Here is a 17,430-nt window from a genome sequence, read left to right on the forward strand (position 1 = left end):
CGGGAGTTGTCCGTGTCCGGAACCGAAACCAGCGGCAGCAGACAGCTGCATCACTCCGACGGCCGGGTCGAACTCGGCCCGACCGACGGACAGTTGCCCACCAATGGATTCACCAGCGACGACCTGCGGCCGGTCCCGGTGGCGCGGCGCACCTGGACCACGTACAACTTCCTCGCGCTCTGGGTCGGCATGGCCCACAACATCCCGTCCTGGACCCTGGCTTCGGGCCTGGTCGCGCTCGGCATGGACTGGAAGCAGGCGGTGCTGACCATCGCACTCGCCAACCTCGTCGTGCTGGTCCCGATGCTGCTCACCGGGCATGCAGGCACCAAGTACGGCATCCCGTTCCCGGTCTTCGCCCGCGCCTCGTTCGGGCTGCGCGGCGCCAACCTGCCGGCCCTGCTGCGGGCGGCGGTGGCCTGCGCCTGGTTCGGCATCCAGACCTGGATCGGCGGTGAGGGCATCTTCCTGCTGGCCGGCAAACTGCTCGGTGAATCCTGGCGCACCGCCGGTGAGTTCGGCGGACACCCGTGGACCCAGTGGCTCTCGTTCCTGCTGTTCTGGCTGATCGAGATGGCCATCATCGCGCGGGGGATGGAGGCCCTGCGGCGGTTCGAGAACTGGGCGGCGCCGTTCGTCATCCTCGGCGCGCTCGCCCTGCTGGTGTGGATCACCGTCAAGGCGGGCGGGCTCGGGCCGCTGCTCGACCAGCCGTCCAGGCTGGGGTGGGGCGGCGGCTTCTGGAAAGTCTTCTTCCCGGCGCTGATGGGCATGATCGGTTTCTGGTCCACGCTCGCGCTGAACATCCCCGACTTCACCCGCTTCGGCGGCAGTCAGCGGGCCCAGATACGCGGGCAGGCGCTCGGCCTGCCGACCACGATGACGCTCTTCGCGTTCCTGTCCGTGCTGGTCACCTCTGGCTCCGAGGCGGTCTACGGGGTGCCGGTGTGGGATCCGATCCAGCTGGCCGCCAAGATGGAGAACCCGGTCGGCATCCTGTTCGCGCTGCTGACCGTGCTGGTCGCGACGCTGTCGGTGAACATCGCAGCCAACGTCGTGTCGCCCGCCTACGATCTCGCCAACCTGCTGCCCCGCCTCGTCGGCTTCCGGACCGGCGCGCTGATCACGGGGGTGGTCGGGATCGCGATCCTCCCGTGGCGGCTGATCTCCGACCCGCACGTGTACATCTTCACCTGGCTGGGCGTGGTCGGCGGCCTGCTCGGCACCGTGGGCGGAGTGCTGATCGCCGACTACTGGGTGCTGCGTCGCACCCGCCTCCGGCTCGCCGAGCTGTACCGGCCGGGCGGGGCGTACTGGTACGCGGCCGGTTGGAACTGGAGGGCCGTCACGGCGCTCCTGGTGGGCGGCGTGCTGGCGGTCGGCGGCTCGTACTCCACCCTTGACGCCGGTGGGGCGAAGCAGGGGCCGTTCCCGGCGGACGGCCTGATCCCCGTCCTCAAGCCGCTCGCCGATTACGGCTGGGCCGTTGGGCTCGCGGCGGCGGCCGTGGTGTACCTGGGGCTGAGCGGGCTGTTCGGGAGGGGAGTTGCGCGGGCGGGGGAGGGCTGACGGATGACGGCGAACGGCTGACAGATTTTGAAATCTGTCAGCTGTTGGCTGTCGGCTGTTCGCTGTCGTCCGTTGCCTGCCACCTGCCGCCTGCCACCTGCCGCCTGCCGGCCGCCGGTCGCTCCTCACCCGGCCGCTGCCGCCGCCCGGTCGACGGCGGCGAGGACCTTCGCGGTGCCGTCCTCACCGGCCAGGGCCGCCGCGACGGCCCTGGCGCGGGCGCGGTAGCGGGGGTCGTCGAGGGTCAGGCGGAGGGCGGTGGCGAGGCGGGCGGGGGTCAGGGTGCGCAGCGGGACGGGGCCGGGGGAGACGCCGAGCAGGGCCAGCCGGGCGGACCAGAACGGTGCGTCGAGCTGGGCGGGCACGGGGACGGTGGGAGTCCCGGAGCGGAGGGCGGCCGCCGTGGTTCCGGCGCCCGCGTGGTGGACCACGGCGGCGGTGCGGGGGAAGAGCCAGTCGTGCGGGGTGTCGCCGATGGTCAGGACGGAGTCCGAGTCCCCGGCGGCCAGTTCGCTCCAGCCGGACTGGAGGAGGAGGCGCACCCGGGCGGCGCGGGCGGCGGCGAGGACGGTGGCGGTGAGCCGCTCGGGGTCGGGGACGACCAGGCTGCCGAAGCCGACGAAGACCGGCGGCGGTCCGGCGGCGAGGAAGTCGAGCAGCCGGTCCGGGGGTGTCCAGTCCGGCCGCTCGGGCGGCCACCAGTAGCCCGCCACGTCCAGCCGGGGGTGCCAGTCGGCGGGCCGGGGCACCACCAGCGGCGAGAAGCCGTGCAGGACGGGGTGGTTGCGACGGGCCCGGGCGACGCCGAGTGGCGGCAGGCCGAGCCGCTGCCGCAGCCCGCGGACGGCCGGCCCGAAGAGCTGGTCCGTCGCGGCCTGGACGGCGTGCCCCGCCAGCAGGTTGCCGGACCGGCCGAGCGACCGGGTGCCGGTGACGGCGGGCGCGAACTCCCGGGTGGGGGAGAGGGGCTGGAGGTACAGCCCGATGCTGGGGATGCCGGCCGCCTCGGCGGCGACCTGGCCGAGCGCGCTGGTGGTGCTGGTGGTCAGCAGCAGATCGGTGCCGAGCGCCGTGGCATCGGCGATGCCCTCGCCGAGTGCCGGCATGAACCTCCTGGCGAGCCGCAGGAGTTGCAAGATTCCACTCGGTCCGGTGCCGGCCCGCAGCAGGCGCCGCCCCTCGGCGGAGGCGAGTTCGGCGCGCGGGTCGACCGGTAGCGGGCGGAACTCCAGCCCGGCGGCCCGGACGGGCCCGGCGAAGGTGTCGTGGGTCGCGACGGCCACCTGATGTCCGGCCGCCCGCAGGCGGACGCCGAGCCCGGTGAAGGGGGCCACGTCGCCCCGTGAGCCGGCGGTGGCGATCAGGATGCGCATGGTCGCAGTATTTCGGCGTCGGCGGCGGGCAGGAAGGGCGCCACGCGCGGGGGCGGTCCGGCCCCGCCGACCGGTATCGAATGCCGGCCTGCAGGTGGCGGGCGCCGTGGCTGACCACGTGGCGGACCCCGTAGCTGCCGCCGTCCGATCCCTGCGGTGGGCCGGGCGGCCGAACCGGGCGGCGGAACCGGGTGGCGGGCGGAGGCGTCCTTCCGGGCAGAGCGCACGGGACGGGGCCCGGGGCGCCGCGGACGGGAGGGGATGTCGGGATGAGCATCGTCGCGTGGATCGTGCTGGGCCTGCTGGCGGGTGCGCTGGCCAAGCTGCTGCTGCCGGGGAAGGACCCGGGCGGCCTGATCGTGACCACCCTGATCGGCATCGCCGGATCGTTCGTCGGCGGCTGGATCGCGTCGCACTTCCTGCACCGCTCGGTCACCGCGCACTTCTTCGACGCCGCGACCTGGGTGTCGGCGATCGGCGGCGCCCTGGTACTGCTGATCGTCTACCGGCTGCTGTTCGGTAACTCGCGCCGCTGACGGCCGGGTTCGTTCCGTCACCGGCACCCGGGAGGCCATGGGACGGCCTGCCGTGAGGGGTTCCGCCGCCCGGAGCGGCCGCGCCCGGATGGCCGGTTCGCACCGGTCCTTCCGGGCGCTGGAACGGTGCGGGGCTCTCGTACGTCCTTCCGGTCGGACCCGGGGGCTCGACGGGGTCGTCACACCGATGACGCAAGGGGCGGCGGATGAGCTGGATGGCGTGGATCGTGCTGGGCCTGGTGTCGGGGACGCTGGCCAGGATGGCGATGTCGAGGGGTGAGCGCGGCCTGATCGGCAGCACCCTGATCGGGATCACCGGCTCCTACATCGGCACCTGGATCGTCTCGAACTGGATGCACGGGGCGGTGCAGGTGAGCTTCCTCGACATCACGACCTGGGTGTCGGCGATCGGCGGCGCGATGGTCCTGCTCCTCGCCTACAAGGTGTTCCGCTTCATCACCCGCCGCTGACCACCGGCCCGCGGCCGGCGGCCCCGGACGCCCCGGACGCCTCGGCGACCCAGTCCGGGAGCGACTCGCGGGCGGCGAGCCAGCCGGGCGGTACGTCCGCGAGTCCGGTCCGGGCGGCGACCACGCCGGCGGCGATGGCGCAGGTGGTGTCCTTGTCGCCCCAGCCCTCCAGGGTGTGCCAGACGGCCTCGGGCAGCGAGTCCAGGTGCCCGGCCGCGGACCAGAGGGCGAACGGCACGGTGTCCGGGGCGGAGATCAGCGTCCCCGAGCCGAGCACGGTGGCGGCGTGCCGGACGCTGGTGTGCCCGGGCAGCCGGGCGGCGATCCGCAGCCCGGAGCGGACCTCGCAGTCCGGCAGCCGTCCGGCGACCTCGGTCAGCAACTCGGCCCGGCCGGGCGGGCTTCCGCCCCGGCTCCGGACCGCCAGCGCCGCCGCGAGGGCGACCGCCACCGCGCCGGCGACCGCCTCCGGGTGGAAGTGGGTGGTGAGCGCCTGCAGTTCGGCCTGCCGAACCACCGTGTCGAGGTCGTCGGCGAACCAGGCCCCCAGCGGGGCGACCCGCATCGCGGCGCCGTTCCCGTGCGAGCCCTGACCCTCGAACTGGCCCGCGGTGATGGCGCGCCAGTCTCCGCCGGCGCCGATCCCGCGCAGGACCCGGTGCATCGACGGGCCGTACTTGCGGCCGTACTCGCGGGCGTACTCGGCGGCGAACTCCCGGGCGAGCGCGTCCGGCCGGACCTCTCCCGCACCGAGCAGGTGGCGGACCAGCACGAGCGCCATGGCGGTGTCGTCGGTCCAGTGCCAGGGCGCGCGCCGGACCAGGCGGGCGGCCAGCGCGGCGGGTGCCTCGTCCGGCGGGACCGAGAACCAGCGGTCGCCGAAGGCATCGCCGAGGGCGAGTCCCTCCAGGCTGTCCAGGACCGGGCGGGCCGCACGCATGTCATCCTCCGAGTGAGATCAACTGTGCGCGGCAGTCTGCCCGACGGGCGGGGCGCCGGCGAAAGGATTTCCCGCCGCTCGCCGGCGCCCCGCGTACTGACGTACCGTCACTTCACCTTCAGGCCACCGAGGACGAGCTTCCAGACGGCCTCGAACCGGTCGTCGACCCCGGGCGTGGACCAGGTGGACGCGTAGGCCGGGTCGTGGAAGGGGCCGGTGGCGTCGAAGACGGCGCGGGCGGTGTTGCGGATGTGGGCGAGCTTGAACTCCTTGCGCTCCGTGCCGTCCGTGACGATCTGCGCGATCTGGTCGACCAGGGTGTCGACATGGGCGTTCACCAGGCCGCTGTTCTCCTCGACCAGCACCATGTAGGTGGCGAACAGCTCCGGGTCGTCCAGCGCCTTCTTCCGCTTGGCCGTGAACAGTGTCCTCAGCCAGCGGTGCAGCCGCTCGGAGGCGGGGCCGCCCTCGTTGGAGACGGTCGCCAGCTCGTGGTGCGCCTGGTCCAGCCAGCGCTGGGTGACCGCCTCGCGCAGCGCGGCCTTGCTGGGGAAGTGCCGGTAGACGCTGCTGTGGCTGACGCCGAGGATGCGGGCGACGTCCACGACGGTGGCCTTGGCCGGGCCGAACCGCCGGAGGACGTCCTCCGCCGCGATCAGGATCTGCTCGGCGGTGAGTGTGGTGTCCGTGGTCACGGGGAGGTCCGTCCTTTGGGTCGTGCGGTCGGGTCGTGCGTTTGGGTCGTGCGGCGTCGGCGTCGGCGCCGGTGGTGCGGTCAGTGCTCGCTGTCCAGGTGGGCCATCTGTGCGGCAGCGTACCGGTCGCCTGCGGCGGCGCCGGCGGGTACGGCGGCCTCGACGGCGGCGAGGTCGGGCCCGGTCAGCGTGACGTCGAGCGCGCCGAGGGCCTCGGTCAGACGGTCCCGGCGGCGGGCGCCGACCAGCGGGACGACGTCCTGCCCGCGCGAGGCCACCCAGGCGATGGCGACCTGGGCGACGGTCGCGCCCCGCGCGGCGGCGATCTCGCGCAGGGCCTCGACCAGCGCCAGGTTGTGGGCCAGGTTCTCGCCCTGGAAGCGCGGACTGTGGCTGCGGAAGTCGGTGCCGGCGAGGGCGCGTTCCCGGTCCCAGTGGCCGCTGAGCAGGCCGCGGGAGAGCACGCCGTACGCGGTGATGCCGATGCCGAGCTCGCGGGCGGCGGGCAGGACGGCGGCCTCGATCGAGCGGGAGAGCAGCGAGTACTCGATCTGGAGGTCGCTGATCGGGTGGACGGCGGCGGCCCGGCGCAGGGTGTCGGCGCCGACCTCGGAGAGTCCGATGTGGCGGACGTAGCCGGCCTTCACCAGGTCGGCGATGGCGCCGACGGTCTCCTCGATCGGGACGTCCGGGTCCAGACGGGCCGGGCGGTAGACGTCGATGTGGTCGGTGCGCAGGCGGCGCAGGGTGTAGGAGAGCGCGGTCTTGGTGGCGGCGGGGCTCGTGCTGTAGCCGAGCCACTGGCCGTCGGGGCCGCGCTGGGCGCCGAACTTCACGCTGATCTGCACGCTCTCGCGGTCGCGGCCGCGCAGCGCTTCGTGGATCAGCAGCTCGTTGTGGCCCATGCCGTAGAAGTCGCCGGTGTCGAGGAGGGTGATTCCGGCGTCGAGGGCCGCGTGGATGGTGGCGATGCTCTCGGCCTCGTCGGCCGGGCCGTACAGGTCGGACATGCCCATGCAGCCGAGGCCGAGGGCCGAGGTGACCGGCCCGGTGGTGCCGAGGGTGCGCTGGGCGGGGCGGGTATGCGGGGACACGGGGACTCCAAGGGGCGGGTGCGGCGCCGGGAGGCGGGGGCAGGGTGGCCCGGATCCCACTGTGGCACGACAGCGAACAGATTTCAAAATCTGTTCGCTGTCGTCTGTTATCTGAAAGTTGAACTCTGTCTGTTGTCATTTGTTCGGACGAACGCCCCCTGGATCAGCCACCCCCGCCGCAGTTCCCCGGACGGTCGCGGCACGGCTGCCCGCCGGCCGTCAGCGGGCGACCCGGCTGCGGTTCTCGTATGCGAAATCGGTGAACTCGGGGTGGCGGAGCATCCAGCCCTTGATGAAGGGGCAGGTCGCCAGCACGGCCAGGCCGCGGGCGCGGGCGTCGTCCAGGGCTGCGCGGGCCAGCGCACTGCCGATGCCCCGGCCCTCGAAGGCGGGCTCGACCACGGTGTGCGGATAGACCACCAGCTGGTCGCCGCGCAGGTACTCGGCGAAGCCCGTCGGCCGGTCGTCCTCCCAGGCCTCGAAGCGGTTGCGGGCTTCCGCGTCACGTACCGAGAGGGTCATCGAGGCTCCTCACCGCCGGAGAGTCGCGGCCGGGCCCGGCCCCGGTCCGTCATCGGGCGACCGGGGCCGCCCCGCCCGTCGATCGCCGGTCGTCCCCGTCCCCTCCGTCGCCGCCTCCGCCCGCTCCGTCCATGTCTTCTTCGCGGCGGCCGTCGGCTCACCGGCCGCGCTCCCGGCCGGCGCCCAGGCCTCGCGTCCGCCCGGCGCCCGCAGCAGGTAGGCACGGGCGGGCGGCACGTTGCGCCACACCGTGCGCTCGCCCAGGCCGTACGCCGCCTCGAACCCCCGCAGCAGCCGCACCACCGCCCGGTGGCGGGCGCCCCGGCGGGGGCCCGAGGTGAGGGTGCGCGCCGTCGTCGTGCCGAGGTACCCGAAGTACGTCAGCTCGCCGCCGGGCGCCAGCAGCCGCAGGTAGAGGTCGAGGATGTCGCGCACCCGCGCGGGCTCGAAGTTGGTGAACGGCAGCCCGGACACGATCGCGTCGTACCGCTGCGCACAGTCCTCCGGCCGGGCCCCCTCCGGCTCCGCCGAACGGGACTCCGGAAGCTCTTCGACCCGGCAGGCCGACAGCCGCAGCCCGATGCCGGGGTGGCGCGCGGCCAGGACGGGGTCCTCCCGGAGTCGCTCGGCGAACCGCGGGTTGGCCTCGACGACGTGCAACCGGTCGCCCGGGCGCAGCACTCGGGCGAGCCGGCGGGTCACCACGCCCGTTCCGGCGCCGACCTCCAGCACCGAGATCGGACGGTTCGGGCGGCTGGTGACCGGCACCACCAGCGCGTTCACCAGCTCAGGGCCGCTCGGGGCCAGCGCGCCGGTGTCGTGGAAGGTGCGCAGGGCCTCGGCGAGGAACAGCAGGCGGTCCCCGCCGACGGACGAACCGTACTGGGGGGAAAGGGACTTGGGGCCGTGGTGGAGCCGTTCACTGGTCATGCCGTCGACGTTAGGCAGCACGGGGCCGCCGCGAATCGGCCGGTCAGTGGCGCCGACCCCCGACGAAAGTCGAGGGTGTGGTTACCCGGAAGACAGAGGTGTTCCACGGTCGAGCGCCCCTAGCATCGAGCCCGAGGTACCGAACGTCGAACGTGCGGAAGGCTTTCGGAGCGGGAGAGAGGAAAGGAGGAGCGTCGTGCGCAGGAGTGTGCTCGGCTGGTACGGGCCGGACCACCGGGCCGGGACCGATACCCTGTTGCTGCTCGGAGTGCTCGGTCTGGGCATCGAGGAGGCGTTGGTCCAGTGGACGCACTCCGACGGTCCACTGCGCCTGCCGCGCACGGTCGTTGCCGCGCTCGCCGCGCTCTCGCTCGTCTTCGCCCGCCGCTACCCGGTGGCCTCGGCCGTGCTGCCGGTGCTCACCGGCGGGTCGTTCAACCGGGCCTTCCCCGGCCTGTTCAGCGTCTTCCACCTCGCCTACCTGGGCCGGACCGGCCCGGCGGTGGCGGGCGGCGCGGCCATCGTGGTGGGCAGTGCGGCGGGTGCGGATTCGCTGATCGGCTGGGCCGGCACCGCCGGGTCCCAACTCCTCGTCCAGGCCGCCGTCCTGGCGGTCGCCCTGTGGCTGCACGGCAGACGGGTGCTGATCCGCACCCTGCACGAGCAGGTCGACGCGCTGCGCCGCGAGCGCGAGCTGCGTGCCGACCAGGCCCGAGCCGCCGAACGCGCCCGGATCGCCCGGGAGATGCACGACGTGCTGGCCCACCGGCTCAGCCTCCTGGTGCTGCACGCCGGGGTGCTGCGCGACCAGGCCAGGGCCGGCACCGTCGCCGCGGACACCGACCGCCTCACCCACCGACTCGAACTGCTGCGTACCACCGCCGCTCGATCGCTCGACGATCTGCGCGACGTCCTGGGCGCGTTGCGGGCCGACCCTCCGGCCCCGCACGCAGCGGGAGGCGATCCGCCGGTGCCGGCCGAGGCCGGGAGCGTCCCGGCGCCCGCCCTGCGCGACCTCAACGAGCTCGTCGGCGAGGCAACCCAGGCCGGCCAACGGGTCGAACTCGCCCTCTCGGGAGACCCGGAGACCATCCCGACCACCCACCGGCTGGCCGTGCACCGGCTGGTCCAGGAGGCGCTGACCAACGCCCGCAAGTACGCGCACGCCGCGCCCGTCACCGTCCGGGTCGGCTACGGGGCGCCGGCGACGACGGTCGAGGTCCGCAACGGTCCGGGCGAGGCGATGCCGGACGGGCCGGGTGCCGGCGGCGGGTACGGGCTGGTCGGGCTGGCCGAACGGGTCGAGGCCCTCGGCGGCCACCTCGACGCCGGTCCGGAGGGTGGCGGCGGCTTCCGGCTCTCCGCCCGGTTGCCCGCGCCGGACCGCCCGCCGCAGCTGGTGCCCGACCCGGCTCCCGCCCCGGGCGAGGGTTCGCCACCACCACCGGGGCGCGCGCCGTCGGACCCGGCGCGGGCGTCTCCGGGGCCGCGGCAGGGGCCGGGGCAGGGACAGGGGGGATCCGGACAGGGGAGACCCGGGCAAGGAATAAGAGGGGCACGGCAGTCGCAGGAAGAAGTGCAAGGGGCGCAGCACCCGGAGCGATCCACGGGACCGGAGCGATCGACGGGACCGGAGCAGCCGATGGAACCGGAGCGATCGATGGAGCCGGAGCAGGAACCGAAGCAGCAGCCGAAGGGTGCCGCATGATCCGAACAATGGTGGTCGACGACGACGCGCTGGTTCGCCTCGGCCTGGTCGACCTCCTGGCCCAGGACCCGGCACTCACCGTGGTCGCCGAGGCCGCCGACGGGCTGCAAGCCGTCGAAATCGCCGGCAGCCGGCGGATCGACGTCGCGCTGATGGACATCCGGATGCCCCGGCTCGACGGGATCGCCGCCACTCGCCGGCTGCGCGAACTCCCGGACGGCCCGCGGGTCATCGCCCTCACCACCTTCGATCTGGACGAGTACGTGTACCAGGCGCTCGCGGCCGGGGCGGACGGTTTCCTGCTCAAGGACACCCCTCCCGCGGAGATCGCCCGGGCCGTCCACGTCGTCGCGGGCGGTCAGGGCATGCTGCACCCGGCGGCCGCGCGGCGGCTGATCGACCGCTACCACCGGGTCGGGGCACCCCGGTCGGTGGCCGCCCGTCACCGGGTCGCCGGGCTCACCCCGCGGGAGACCGACGTGCTGCGCGAACTCGCCGACGGCCTCTCCAATGCCGAGATCGCGGGCGTGCTCGGAATGCGCGAGAGCACCGTCAAGGCGCATGTCAGCCGGATCCTGACCGGGCTCGGTGTCGGCAACCGGGTCCAGGCGGCGCTGCTCGCACGCGATGCCGGGCTGGTGGGCGACGGTGGCTGAGGACGAACGGCGGAGAGCGACTGCGGCCGGGACCGCGCACCGGGGTTCCGGTCGGTCGCGCACGCTCGCACACATTCGTGCACGTCCGTGCCGGGCCTGCTCCCGCCGTACCCGGAGCTCTCCGCCCACCCCGGCGCCCTCCCGCCGTGCAGGGGTGCCGCCCTGTCGTGTCCGGGCGGGCAACCGAGGCACGTCGAGGCTCGGAGGGGCACACCGGGGCACGGCACCGGCCGGTGTTCACGCGGGTGTTCCCCGGACGTTCCCCCGGAGTCGGGGTGGGCGGGGCAGCGGGCTTCCCTGAGCTGCCGCGTGCTCCCGGTTCGTATCGCATGCTGAGCCGCTGTCACCCATCCGGCGTGGAATTGCCGTGCCTTGGCCGTTTGCGCTGCCGAACTCGGGCGGCGGGTCCATGGTGGAGATGGGCGCGATCCGGCGACCGCGTCCGCGCGCCGATCCAGGCCCGCGCGCCGAGCGCCCGCGCCGATCGTGGACGGGCGGCCTCCGAAGCGGGGCCCGGTACCGGCACGCTGGGAGCAGGGCCACCTCGCAGGAAACCGAACGGTTCTTCTAGGCTCACATCTCGGCTTCCCTGCGGCGGTCCGGTCATTGCGCCCGCTGCCAGGAGGCCACCGTCCACGGGGGCTCCGGGCGGACCGGGGCCCCCGGATCGAGCGAGGAGGACGCACATGCCAAGCACGTCGCCCAGCCGTTCCACCGTACTTGGGCCAGACGGGCCGATCCGGTGGGCCGCCCATCACACCGGCCGACCGGTGCGGTCCGGCCGGGCCTGGTACCCGGGTGGGAGCGGTCGGCCGGTACGGCCGCTGTATACCGGCGGTGGTCGCGGAGGCGAGCGTTGAGTCCCCAGATCGTCGGGGCGCCCGCCGTGCCGGGTGCCGCCGTGGAACCCGACCCGACGCCGGTCACCGTCCCGGCCGCCACCGACGGCGAGGCCCTCGCCGCGACCACCGCGACCACCACCACTGCCGCCACCACCGGTACCGCCACTGCTGCGGGCGCCACCACCGGTACCGCAACTGCCGCTGCGGCTCAGGCCACTGCGGGTTCGGCCACCTCGGCTCAGGCCGCCGCGGTAGCGACCGGCGCGGCGAAGACCGCCGTGACCACGGCAGCCGTCGCCAAGACCGCGGCAACCAAGACCGCAGCGGCCAAGACCACGGCAGCCAAGACCGCGGTGGCCAAGTCCGCCCTCACGAAGTCGTCCCTCGCCAAGGCGGTCGTCGCGAAGAACGCGGTGGCGACGACCGCGGTGCCGAGGAACACGGCCGGAAAGCCCACGGCGGGCCCGGCCGCCACCGCCACCCCCGGGGCCTCCACCGTCATCACGGCGCTTCCCGGTGTGCCGCAGGCGCTCGGCGCCCGGGCCCGTACCCTCGCCGGAGCAGTCCGGCGGCGCTGTGCCGATCTGGCGCGGATCGAGTCCCCCAGCGGGGACGCGCCCAGACTCGACGCCCTCGCCGAGGAGTTGGCGGCCGGCTTCCGTGCCACCGGTGCCACCGCCCGGCGTGAGCCCGGACCGGCCGGGGACCACCTCGTGCTGGAGTGGGAGGGCCGGGACGAGTCCCTGCCGCACCTGCTGATCGTCGGGCACCATGACACCGTCTGGCCGGTCGGCACCCTCGCGGACTGGCCGGTGACCGAGCAGGACGGCCGGCTCACCGGCCCCGGCGTGGTCGACATGAAGGGTGGACTCGCCGTCCTGGAGAGCGCGTTGTCGCTGCTCGCGGACCTGGGCGAGCGCCCGCACCGGACCGTCCGCCTGGTCGTGGTCTCCGACGAGGAGGTGGGAAGCCCGGACGGGCGGCGCCTGGTCGAGCGCCAGTTGCGCGGTGCCGCGGCGGTCCTGGGGCTCGAACCACCGCACCCCGACGGTCGGTTGAAGACCGCGCGGCGCGGCAGCACCCGGGTGCGGCTCACCGTGACCGGCCGCGAGGCGCATGCGGGCAACGACGCCCACGACGGGGTGTCCGCGGTCGACGAGCTGGTGGACCAGCTCGTGGTGGTGCGGGACCTCGCCGGCCAGCCCGGCACCGAGCTGAACGCCGGTCGGATCAGTGGTGGTTCGCGTGCCAACGTGGTCGCCGGCCGGGCCGAGGCCGAGTTGGGGCTGCGCTTCGCCACCGTCGAGGCGCAGCGCCGCACGCTCGACGACCTTGCCCGGCTCGCCCCGTTGCGTCCGGGCGCCCGGGTTCGTACGGAGGTGCTCTCCAGCCGTCCGGCCTGGCCCGAGCGGACCGGCAACCCGCTGCTGCGGCACGTGCGTTCGCTCGCCGCCGTGCTCGGTCAGCAGCTGGACGGCGGTCCGGCGGGCGGGGCGGGGGACACCAACCTGCCGGGCTCGCGCGGGCTTCCGACCCTGGACGGTTTCGGGGCGGTCGGTGCCGGGGCCCATGCCCGGCACGAATACATCCGGCTCGACCAGATCGCCCCCCGGATCGCGCTGCTGGCGGCGCTGCTCGCCGTTCCGCTGCCGCGACTGCGTGACCGCGCGGAGGGGTGAGGCGTTGCGGTGAGCCGCTGACGGTCGGCAGCTGACAGCTGACAGCCGACAGGCGCCGGCGAACAGATGACAGCCGACAGATAACAGCTGACAGATTTCAGAATCTGTCAGCTGTTATCTGTTTCGCACCTTGCCATCCCTCCGCCCCGCTGCGCAGAATGGTACCGACCGAACGGTCAGTCGGTTGGTTGGTCGGGTGCTCCGGCAACCGACCGGGCAGGACGGGCAGGACACGAGAGGGGACTGTGGTGACAGCAGAGGTGGCCGAGGCGGTCCCCGCGCAGACGCCGGAGGACCGGTTCGAGGCGGTCGTCGCCGCCGAGCAGCGGATCGAGCCCAGGGACTGGATGCCCGACGCCTACCGGGCCACCCTGATCCGCCAGATCGCCCAGCACGCACACTCCGAGATCATCGGCATGCAGCCCGAGGGCAACTGGCTGACCCGGGCGCCGTCCCTGCGCCGCAAGGCCATCCTGCTCGCCAAGGCCCAGGACGAGGCCGGTCACGGCCTCTACCTCTACGCCGCCGCCGAGACCCTTGGCGTCGACCGTGCCGAGCTCACCGAGAAGCTGATCTCCGGCCGCCAGAAGTACTCCTCGATCTTCAACTACCCGACCCTCACCTTCGCCGACGTCGGGGTGATCGGCTGGCTGGTGGACGGCGCCGCGATCTGCAACCAGGTCCCGCTCTGCCGGTGCAGCTACGGCCCGTACGCCCGCGCGATGGTGCGGATCTGCAAGGAGGAGTCCTTCCACCAGCGCCAGGGCTACGAGCTCCTGATGACGCTGATGCGCGGCACCGAGGCCCAGCGCCGGATGGTCCAGGACGCGGTGGACCGTTGGTGGTGGCCGTCGCTGATGATGTTCGGCCCCTCGGACTCCGACTCGCCGAACAGTGCCCGCTCGATGGCGTGGCGGATCAAACGGCACAGCAACGACGAGCTGCGCCGGCGCTTCGTCGACATGACCGTCCCGCAGGCGGAGCACCTGGGGGTCACGCTCCCGGATCCGGAGCTGCGCTGGAACGAGGAGCGCGGCGGCTGGGACTTCGGTGAGCCGGACTGGTCCGAGCTGACCAGGGTCATCCACGGCCAGGGTCCCTGCAACGCCCAGCGGATCGAACGCCGCCGTGCCGCCCACGAGGACGGCGCCTGGGTGCGCGAGGCCGCCGTCGCCTACGCGGCCAAACGCGCCGCCGAGGCTGCCCGAGCCGTCGAGGCCGCCGAAACCGCCGGAGCCGACCAAGCCCCCGGAGCCGACCAAGCCCCCGGACTCACCGAAGCCACCGAACAGGAGAACGGAAAGTGACCGAGCCCCAGGTTGGCTCCCCGGCCGGGTCCAAGGCCGGCTGGCCGCTGTACGAGGTGTTCGTGCGCCCCCGGCGTGGGCTGAACCACGTCCACGTCGGTTCGCTGCACGCCGCCGACGACCGGATGGCCCTGCTCGCCGCCCGCGACCTGTACACCCGGCGCAACGAGGGCGTGAGCCTCTGGGTGGTCCGCTCGGACGCGATCACCGCCTCCACCCCGGACGAGCGCGACCCGTTCTTCGATCCCAGCGGCGACAAGGTCTACCGCCACCCGACCTTCTACGACATCCCCGAGGATGTCCCGCACATCTGACGGGGGAGCCACCGTGCACGACCACACCACCTCCACCACCGGAACCACCACCGGCGCCGGCCCGGGCGGCGGCCAGGACGACCACGTCTACCTCAGCCTCGCCGACGCCGCCCCCGGACCCGAGGGCGAGGGCCGCTGGGCGTACGGGACGGGCTTCGCCGACCCGCTGCTCGGCGTGGACACCACGCTGCCCGCCGGTCTGGACGGCGCCGACCTCGCCGCCTACTGCCAGATGCTGGGCGACGACGCCCTGGTCCTCGCACAGCGGCTGATCGAGTGGTGCACCCGGGCGCCCGAGCTGGAGGAGGAGGTCGCGCTCGCCAACCTGGGCCTCGACCTGCTCGGCCAGGCCCGCCTGCTGCTCACCCGGGCCGGGCAGGCGGACGGCACCGGCCGCACCGAGGACGACCTGGCGTACTGGCGCGAGGAGCACGAGTTCCGCAACGTCCGCCTGGTGGAGACGTCGAACGGCGACTTCGCGTACTCGATCGCCCGGCTGTTGCTGTTCGCCACCGCGCGCGGCGCCCTGTACGAGGCGCTGAGCGCGCACCCCGACCCGGTGCTGGCCGCGGTCGCGACCCGGGGGGTCAAGGAGCTCGCCTACCACCGGGAGTACGCGACCGCCTGGACGCTTCGTCTCGGCGACGGCACGCCGTACTCGGCCGAGCGGATGCAGGCCGGGCTGGACGCGGTCTGGCCGCTGCTGGAGGAGCTGTTCACGGCGCACCCGGTGGAGCTCCGGGCGGGTGTCGACCCGGCGACCCTGCGCGAACCGGTGCTGCGCTCGCTCACCGCCGTCCTCGCCGAGGCCGGGCTGACCCTGCCGGACGCGCCGCCGCTGGCCACCGTCCTCGGCCGGGCCGGCCGGGACGGCGTGCACACCGAGGCGCTCGGCCCGCTGCTCGCCGAGCTCCAGGTGCTGGCCCGAGCCCACCCGGGGGCGACATGGTGACCGACGACGTGGCGACCCACGACGTGGCGACCGACGGCATCGTGACCGACGAGGTCGCGACGGGCATGGCGGGCACGGCGGGCACGACGGGCGCGGCGGAACCGACGACCCGCGACCTGGCCTGGGCCGTCGCCGCGGCCGTCCCGGACCCGGAGCTGCCCATGCTCACCCTGGCCGACCTGGGCGTCCTGGCCGGGGTCGAGGTGGACGGCAGCAGCGGTACCGTCACCGCCTGGCTGACCCCGACCTACTCGGGCTGCCCCGCCGTCGCCGAGATGGCCACCGATGTGGACCGCCGGCTGCGCGCGGCCGGCTACCCGGACGTCCGGGTGCGGCTGCGGCTGGACCCGCCGTGGTCCACCGACCTGATCACCGCCGAGGGCCGCCGCAAGCTCGCCGAGGCGGGCATCGCCCCACCGCGCCCGACCGCCGCCGTCGCGGCCGCGGCCGGACCGGTGGCGCTCACGCTGGGCCCGACCCGCTCCGGAGCCCCGACCACGGCCGGGTCGGGCACCGTTCCGCCCGTGCCGTGCCCGCAGTGCGGCGGGACCGACACGGAGGAGCTGTCCCGCTTCGGTTCCACCGCCTGCAAGGCGCTCTGGCGCTGCCGGGCCTGCCGCGAGCCGTTCGAACGCGTCAAGGAGATCTGAATGCCCGCCGCTTCCGCCGCCGCCGGCTCCGCCGTTCCCGCCGCCGTTCCCGCCGCCGCTGTTCCCGCGTCCGTCGACACCGGGTCCGCGACCGGCATCCGCCCCGCCCGCCGTCCGACCTTCCACCGGTTGCGGATCGACCGGGTCGAGCGGCTCTGCGAGGACGCCGTCGCGGTGACCTTCGCGGTGCCGGACGGGCTGGCGGAGGAGTACGCCTTCCGCCCCGGGCAGACCCTGACCCTGCGCAAGCTGGTGGACGGCGCCGACGAGCGCCGCTCGTACTCGATCTGCGCCCCGGTCGGCGGGCCGCTGCGGATCGCCGTCCGGGAGGTGCCCGGCGGGTTGTTCTCGCGCTGGCTGGTGCGCGAGGCGAAGCACGGCGAGGAGGTGGAGGTGCTGACGCCGTCCGGCCTGTTCACCCCCGAACTCGGGGTCCCGGCCGACCACGTGCTGCTCGCGGCGGGCTCCGGCATCACCCCGATGCTGTCGATCGCCGCCTCCGTGCTGGCCGCCGACCTCAGCTCCACCGTCACCCTGCTCTACGGCAACCGGCGCAGCGACACCGTGATGTTCGCGGACGAGCTGGCCGACCTCAAGGACCGCTACCTCGGCCGCTTCCAGCTGGTCCACGTGCTCTCCCGGGAGACCAGGGACGCCGAACTGCTCAGCGGCCGGCTGGACCCGGAGCGGGTACGCGCGCTGCTGGCGGCGCTGGTGGACGTCGGGAGCGTCGGGCACTGGTGGCTGTGCGGCCCGTTCGGCATGGTCACCGGGGCCAAGGACCTGCTCGCCGAACTGGACGTGCCGGGCGAGCGGGTGCACCAGGAGCTGTTCCACGCCGAGGACGAGCCGCTCCCGGAGCGCGACGAGGACTGGGACCGGACGGACGCCTCGGCCGACGGCGGGTCGGGCCCGCAGAGCGAGGTGACCGTCGTGCTCGACGGCCGCGGCAGCACGCTCTGCCTCCCGCGCGACCGCTCGATCCTGGACGGCGCCCAGCGCTCCCGGCCCGACCTGCCGTTCGCCTGCAAGGGCGGAGTCTGCGGCACCTGCCGCGCCCTGGTCACCGAGGGCGAGGTGGAGATGCGCCGCAACTTCGCCCTGGAGGAGAAGGAGCTGGCCGCCGGGTACGTCCTGACCTGCCAGGCCCGCCCGCTCACCGACCGGGTGACCGTCGACTACGACCGCTGAGC

Annotated in this window: 17 protein-coding genes; 11 read left to right on the top strand and 6 right to left on the bottom strand. The window is 74.0% G+C overall.

What is annotated here, in order from left to right; translation table 11 throughout:
* Nucleotides 1–12: 12 nt before the first annotated feature.
* Nucleotides 13–1,569: an NCS1 family nucleobase:cation symporter-1 gene (locus tag ACFWJ4_RS00705; RefSeq protein ID WP_380537935.1), complete on the top strand. Its 1,557-nt coding sequence runs from the start codon at nt 13–15 to the stop codon at nt 1,567–1,569.
* A gap of 125 nt (nt 1,570–1,694) precedes the next feature.
* Here ACFWJ4_RS00705 and ACFWJ4_RS00710 read toward each other — a convergent pair whose 3' ends face one another.
* Nucleotides 1,695–2,942 (bottom strand): glycosyltransferase, encoded by a 1,248-nt coding sequence (locus ACFWJ4_RS00710; RefSeq protein ID WP_380537937.1) that lies wholly within the window; start codon nt 2,940–2,942, stop codon nt 1,695–1,697.
* Nucleotides 2,943–3,211: 269 nt separating this feature from the next.
* On the opposite strand from ACFWJ4_RS00710, the gene ACFWJ4_RS00715 reads away from it, so the two are divergent.
* Both ACFWJ4_RS00715 and ACFWJ4_RS00720 read left to right on the top strand, forming a co-directional pair.
* Complete coding sequence (locus ACFWJ4_RS00715) at nt 3,212–3,478, top strand: GlsB/YeaQ/YmgE family stress response membrane protein (protein ID WP_355254305.1); 267 nt, start codon at nt 3,212–3,214, stop codon at nt 3,476–3,478.
* A gap of 206 nt (nt 3,479–3,684) precedes the next feature.
* The gene (locus tag ACFWJ4_RS00720; RefSeq protein ID WP_380537939.1) at nt 3,685–3,948 is read left to right on the top strand and encodes a GlsB/YeaQ/YmgE family stress response membrane protein; all 264 of its coding nucleotides are present in this window, start codon (nt 3,685–3,687) and stop codon (nt 3,946–3,948) included.
* Here the strand turns inward: ACFWJ4_RS00720 and ACFWJ4_RS00725 are convergent.
* The 5 genes from ACFWJ4_RS00725 to ACFWJ4_RS00745 all read right to left on the bottom strand — a co-directional run bounded on the left by ACFWJ4_RS00725 (nt 3,935) and on the right by ACFWJ4_RS00745 (nt 8,129).
* Nucleotides 3,935–4,888 carry an ADP-ribosylglycohydrolase family protein gene (locus ACFWJ4_RS00725; RefSeq protein ID WP_380537941.1) on the bottom strand — a complete coding sequence of 318 codons (954 nt, stop codon included), beginning with the start codon at nt 4,886–4,888 and terminating at the stop codon, nt 3,935–3,937. The two genes, ACFWJ4_RS00720 and ACFWJ4_RS00725, sit on opposite strands and share 14 nt — an antisense overlap.
* A 107-nt stretch (nt 4,889–4,995) precedes the next feature.
* The gene (locus ACFWJ4_RS00730; RefSeq protein ID WP_380537943.1) at nt 4,996–5,583 is read right to left on the bottom strand and encodes a TetR family transcriptional regulator; all 588 of its coding nucleotides are present in this window, start codon (nt 5,581–5,583) and stop codon (nt 4,996–4,998) included.
* An 80-nt stretch (nt 5,584–5,663) separates the two neighbouring features.
* The gene (locus tag ACFWJ4_RS00735; protein WP_380538086.1) at nt 5,664–6,599 is read right to left on the bottom strand and encodes an aldo/keto reductase; all 936 of its coding nucleotides are present in this window, start codon (nt 6,597–6,599) and stop codon (nt 5,664–5,666) included.
* A 297-nt stretch (nt 6,600–6,896) separates the two neighbouring features.
* Nucleotides 6,897–7,199: a GNAT family N-acetyltransferase gene (locus tag ACFWJ4_RS00740; protein ID WP_380537945.1), complete on the bottom strand. Its 303-nt coding sequence runs from the start codon at nt 7,197–7,199 to the stop codon at nt 6,897–6,899.
* Nucleotides 7,200–7,208: 9 nt separating this feature from the next.
* Nucleotides 7,209–8,129, bottom strand: coding sequence for a class I SAM-dependent methyltransferase (locus tag ACFWJ4_RS00745; protein ID WP_380537947.1), 921 nt, complete (start codon nt 8,127–8,129; stop codon nt 7,209–7,211).
* A 196-nt stretch (nt 8,130–8,325) separates the two neighbouring features.
* On the opposite strand from ACFWJ4_RS00745, the gene ACFWJ4_RS00750 reads away from it, so the two are divergent.
* The 8 genes from ACFWJ4_RS00750 to paaE all read left to right on the top strand — a co-directional run bounded on the left by ACFWJ4_RS00750 (nt 8,326) and on the right by paaE (nt 17,428).
* Nucleotides 8,326–9,837, top strand: coding sequence for a sensor histidine kinase (locus tag ACFWJ4_RS00750; protein WP_380537949.1), 1,512 nt, complete (start codon nt 8,326–8,328; stop codon nt 9,835–9,837).
* Nucleotides 9,834–10,493, top strand: a complete 660-nt coding sequence (locus ACFWJ4_RS00755; RefSeq protein ID WP_359900504.1) for a response regulator transcription factor — start codon at nt 9,834–9,836, stop codon at nt 10,491–10,493. The genes ACFWJ4_RS00750 and ACFWJ4_RS00755 overlap by 4 nt, the downstream gene beginning before the upstream one ends.
* A gap of 856 nt (nt 10,494–11,349) precedes the next feature.
* Nucleotides 11,350–13,014: a M20 family metallopeptidase gene (locus ACFWJ4_RS00760; RefSeq protein WP_380537951.1), complete on the top strand. Its 1,665-nt coding sequence runs from the start codon at nt 11,350–11,352 to the stop codon at nt 13,012–13,014.
* Nucleotides 13,015–13,172: 158 nt separating this feature from the next.
* Entirely contained in the window at nt 13,173–14,321 is a 1,149-nt protein-coding gene (gene paaA, locus ACFWJ4_RS00765; protein ID WP_380537953.1) for a 1,2-phenylacetyl-CoA epoxidase subunit PaaA, read from the top strand.
* On the top strand, nt 14,318–14,635 hold the full coding sequence (gene paaB / locus ACFWJ4_RS00770) for a 1,2-phenylacetyl-CoA epoxidase subunit PaaB (protein ID WP_359900510.1): 318 nt from the start codon (nt 14,318–14,320) through the stop codon (nt 14,633–14,635). Before paaA ends, paaB begins: the two co-directional genes overlap by 4 nt.
* Before the next feature lie 13 nt (nt 14,636–14,648).
* The gene (paaC, locus tag ACFWJ4_RS00775) at nt 14,649–15,587 is read left to right on the top strand and encodes a 1,2-phenylacetyl-CoA epoxidase subunit PaaC (protein ID WP_380537955.1); all 939 of its coding nucleotides are present in this window, start codon (nt 14,649–14,651) and stop codon (nt 15,585–15,587) included.
* 65 nt (nt 15,588–15,652) lie between these two features.
* The gene (gene paaD, locus ACFWJ4_RS00780) at nt 15,653–16,237 is read left to right on the top strand and encodes a 1,2-phenylacetyl-CoA epoxidase subunit PaaD (protein WP_380538088.1); all 585 of its coding nucleotides are present in this window, start codon (nt 15,653–15,655) and stop codon (nt 16,235–16,237) included.
* Nucleotides 16,238–17,428, top strand: a complete 1,191-nt coding sequence (paaE, locus tag ACFWJ4_RS00785) for a 1,2-phenylacetyl-CoA epoxidase subunit PaaE (protein WP_380537957.1) — start codon at nt 16,238–16,240, stop codon at nt 17,426–17,428.
* Nucleotides 17,429–17,430 lie beyond the last annotated feature (2 nt).

The sequence above is a fragment of the Kitasatospora sp. NPDC127067 genome (genome assembly GCF_042724755.1).
In the GTDB taxonomy this organism is placed as follows: Bacteria; Actinomycetota; Actinomycetes; order Streptomycetales; family Streptomycetaceae; genus Kitasatospora; species Kitasatospora lactacystinica.